Origin of the sequence: Dyella silvae, assembly GCF_026421305.1 — a bacterium.
Classification (GTDB): Bacteria; Pseudomonadota; Gammaproteobacteria; order Xanthomonadales; family Rhodanobacteraceae; genus Dyella; species Dyella silvae.
The window spans coordinates 1-3,148 of the sequence record NZ_JAPJBQ010000018.1; the positions used below are offsets into that span (position 1 = coordinate 1).

At 57.0% G+C, this 3,148-nt stretch carries 4 protein-coding genes and 1 pseudogene; all 5 read left to right on the forward strand.

All coding sequences use genetic code 11. The features are described from left to right. Window positions 1-116: pseudogene (locus tag OQE56_RS20040) on the forward strand (IS30 family transposase); the annotation flags it as partial. 65 nt (window positions 117-181) lie between these two features. Then, window positions 182-658 carry a hypothetical protein gene (locus OQE56_RS20045; RefSeq protein ID WP_267226849.1) on the forward strand — a complete coding sequence of 159 codons (477 nt, stop codon included), beginning with the start codon at window positions 182-184 and terminating at the stop codon, window positions 656-658. A gap of 667 nt (window positions 659-1,325) precedes the next feature. After that, entirely contained in the window at window positions 1,326-1,463 is a 138-nt protein-coding gene (locus tag OQE56_RS20050; RefSeq protein WP_267226851.1) for a hypothetical protein, read from the forward strand. Between the two features lie 83 nt (window positions 1,464-1,546). Continuing rightward, window positions 1,547-2,155, forward strand: coding sequence for a putative quinol monooxygenase (locus OQE56_RS20055; protein WP_267226853.1), 609 nt, complete (start codon window positions 1,547-1,549; stop codon window positions 2,153-2,155). A gap of 388 nt (window positions 2,156-2,543) precedes the next feature. Then, window positions 2,544-2,981: a helix-turn-helix domain-containing protein gene (locus OQE56_RS20060; RefSeq protein WP_267226855.1), complete on the forward strand. Its 438-nt coding sequence runs from the start codon at window positions 2,544-2,546 to the stop codon at window positions 2,979-2,981. The last annotated feature ends 167 nt before the right edge of the window (window positions 2,982-3,148 follow it).

The following is a 3,148-nucleotide window of genomic DNA, read 5'->3' on the forward strand; positions in this document are numbered from 1 at the left end:
ACTCGCAGGCTAAACTCGACGCCGTGGCTCGGCAATTGAATGAGCGTCCAAGACAGACACTCAACTTTGAAACACCGGCCGAACGATTCCAGCAATGTGTTGCAATGACCGGCTGAAGTCGCAACCCACAGCGGTCATTTCCGGATAGGCTCAATGCCCGACAGCCAAGAAGGGGGCTTTGGTGAAACAGGGGGCATGCATTCTCTTTGCAGCGAGCCTATGGCTTGGCTGCGGCGTCGCGACCGCAGCCTGCATCGACCTTCGGGGTAAGGAAATAGTCCCCAGGCATCCATCCGTTCCCGAGGAATATGCGTCCGCTCAGTGGGTGGTGATCGGTCGCGTCGCTGCGAGCAGGGACGTGGCAAGTCAAGATGATCCCGGGTTCTATGACTGGACGGTCTATGACGTCGAAGTCGTTGAATCCTTGAAGGGCAAGCCACCTCACAGGATCAAGCTGGAATCGGAGAACACCAGCGCAAGGTTTCCCATGGACAACGGAAGGCAATACCTGCTTTTTGTAAGCCACTCCAATACCGCCGAAATGGCAGGCAGCGAGAAGCTTCCGCAGAATTACATCGATAACTGCGGAAATTCCGGAGCGGTGGACGAAGTTGAAGCCACGGTGAAGAAGGTTAGGGGCCTGTCAGGAGGTCGGTAAACATCTGCTTCCGACGCGTAGCGGACACTTTCATTTGGGGGCGATGTTGTGAACTGGCATGAAGTTCTCAAAGACGTGTTGATTGGCCACGGACTTCTAAACTGCGTCGTGAGCTGGTTGATCGCGCGCAATGAGGGCCTGTCCTCGGGCCAGAAACTTGTGCAGCTTTTGGCCGTATGGCTAGTTCCGATCTTTGGCAGCTTGTTGATCGGCACGTTTCTTTGGACACAGGGCCGTCCGGCACCTGTGACCGGCTACCCGTCTGAGCCTCGTCGAGGACCGGAGGGAATTGGGACTGTGTCTAACCAGGGTCCGATGCCTCCTGCATCCGGCGGATGAATTGAGCACGGAAGTGTCAGCGGGACTAGGGGACGGAGGTAGTTAAGTCCATTGTCGCGAATTAATTACCTCCGTCCCTTTTTTTACTCTTTCCGACCTCGCGCACCGTCAAAGAAGGAAAGTCGACTCTGACCCCTGTTTTGACCCGGCCTACTTACGCCAGCCGCCCGGCCCGGCTGTCCTCACACATCCGCAAACGGCCAATGCCATCGGCATCACGTTCCGCGCGATAGGCTGATAGGTGGTGCTGGACGACACAGCACGCCCGACACCATACCTGGTGCGGTACGCACTGAAGCAGCTTGCCGCGTACGTCACGGAGTAACCCATGAAAGCGCGAATCATCGTCATCGCTATCCTGTGCGCCTTGATTCTCACGGCGATCGGCTTGGGCGTCTTTGAGAAGTCCAGGCACCCGAGAGTGACGCCGGACGTCGCCGCGCCAGCTGCGCCCAGCACCCGCTAGGACCCGCGGCCGGCGCCAGCGGGGTGTTCGGCGGTCAGTGGAGTAAATGTTCAACCTGACCGGTATCGCACTTGGCATGTGGAATGTCTGCTTCCGAAGTGAAGCGGACCTTCGGAAGAAGCTGGGTGCTTTCCGGACAACCAGGCAAGGAGCAGCATGAAACGGCAGTCCCTTGCCACCGCACCCCTCGCCCTGCACGTTGGCCTAACGTTGCCGCACAAATCGAGGAGAACTACGTGAACATCAAATACGTTGCAGCAGCTATTCTGATGTTTGCCACCAGTGCCAGCTTCGCCGTGGAGCCCAGCCAGCAGGGCGGCCAAGCCTCGGAGGCGGGGATGCCTGGCGCACAGGTGTACTGGGTTTTCACCGTCACAGTCGACCAGATGGACAAATTCAAGGCGCTCATACCAAAGCTTGTTGCTGCGACAGCGAAAGAATCTGGTGCGCTACAGTTCGAGTTCAATGTCAGCGACGACCAGAAGACGGTTGACATCTTTGAGCGCTACAAGGATTCGAAAGCGGCCCTGCTTCATCAAACGCAAAGCTTCGGACCCTTATCGAAGGAATTCTTCGCTGTGGCTAAGCTCACGCGCTGGGTGGTCTATGGCACGCCATCGGACGAATTCAAAAAGGCAAATGCCGACTTTCATCCGATTTATATGACGCGAATCGATGGCTTTGTCAGGTGAGCGGATTGGCTTGTGAGCGTATCCGAAGACGCCGGTTTTCGACCCGTTGCGGACGTCGCGAACCATGCGACTTCAATCTGTAGAATTTGGCGTCCAGACCATTACAAGGCAAGGAAGTAGCATGCATCACAAACGAGGGCGATCTAAAGCGCGCCGGGCTGGCTGTTTGTTGTGCAAGCCAAACAAGCTTGGCCAAGGCATGGAGAACAAGGCTGGGCATCATGGCTTTGCCAAGGTGCGAAAGGAGATCGGCGCCAAGCTCGACCTCCGGGACGAAACGAAGTACCGCTCCGACTGATCGACTGTGCACAGAGGCGCGAGGATGTCCGCTTCCGACCCGAGGCGGACATAGCGCGAACATTGGATCTGGCCATAAGGTTCCCTTGCCATGAAGCCGAATGAAATCCTGAAACGACGGCGCCTAGAGCTTGGGCTGTCCGAGACTGAGGTCGCCAAGGCTTCCGGCCTAAGCGTCTATCAGATCGGTGATGTCGAGCAGTACGAGGACGAGTTGCTTTCCGCCATCACATTGTCGGAGGCAAGAATGCTATGTGCCGCATTGGCGCTGTCTCTGAACGACGCGGTTCGCATTCCTCCGGGGGGAGGGGCACTGGCGGGCTCTAGAGCGCAGGCAATCTGCTTTGCGCGGATGCAAAAGGGTCTTACGGTCGAGGAGCTTGGCGACCTGATCGGATTTGAAGCCGAGGCAATTACGAACATCGAGGCAAGCCCCGATTTCGTGGACGAGTTGCCTGGAGAGGTGGCGTTGAACTTGGCGAGGATATTGGGGCTTTCAGCGGCAGCTTTGCTGCGGCCAGGGACTTAACTTTATCAATCCGTTTTGAGTTCTAAGGTCCGCTTCCGATCCGAAGCAATGAGATGGACTCCTCTCCGTCTTCGGCATCAAGTGCCAGACTGGAAGCGATTAGAACCAGTCGCTGGCGAAGAGGAGTCCACCCATGAAGCTTACGCGCATTGGAGTCGACGTGGCCA

Coding starts and splice junctions, on each gene's coding strand:
- OQE56_RS20060 (WP_267226855.1), top strand. CDS start 2,544: ATGAAGCCGAATGAAATCCTGAAACGACGGCGCCTAGAGCTTGGGCTG.
- OQE56_RS20055 (WP_267226853.1), top strand. CDS start 1,547: ATGTCTGCTTCCGAAGTGAAGCGGACCTTCGGAAGAAGCTGGGTGCTT.
- OQE56_RS20050 (WP_267226851.1), top strand. CDS start 1,326: ATGAAAGCGCGAATCATCGTCATCGCTATCCTGTGCGCCTTGATTCTC.